Origin of the sequence: Pseudomonas sp. HY13-MNA-CIBAN-0226, assembly GCF_040310305.1 — a bacterium.
Classification (GTDB): Bacteria; Pseudomonadota; Gammaproteobacteria; order Pseudomonadales; family Pseudomonadaceae; genus Aquipseudomonas; species Aquipseudomonas gregormendelii.
The window spans coordinates 1-227 of sequence record NZ_JBEOPS010000722.1 but is presented as its reverse complement, the minus strand read 5'-3'; the positions used below and the strand labels follow the sequence as shown (position 1 = coordinate 227).

Annotated in this window: 1 protein-coding gene; it reads right to left on the bottom strand. The window is 55.1% G+C overall.

The features are described from left to right. A partial coding sequence (locus tag AAEZ05_RS30600; protein ID WP_350650460.1) for an immunoglobulin-like domain-containing protein occupies nt 1-227 on the bottom strand: 227 nt, incomplete at both ends.

Below are 227 nucleotides of genomic sequence, written 5' to 3'. Positions count from 1 at the left end.
ACCTTTTCGGTTTCACCAACAGCGAAGACCAAGGTCGAACCGTCGCTAAGCTTGACGGTAACCGGTTGGTCTTGAGCCTTGTCGAGCTTGATGGTGAAGGCGGCGCCCTGGTTTTCCAGAACTGGACCGTTACCAACAATGGTGATGCCCACGGCATCGCCTTGACCGGTAGGTTCGTCGGTAACGGTGGTTTGCACCGCGTTATCGCCCAGAGTCAGTTTTTCGTA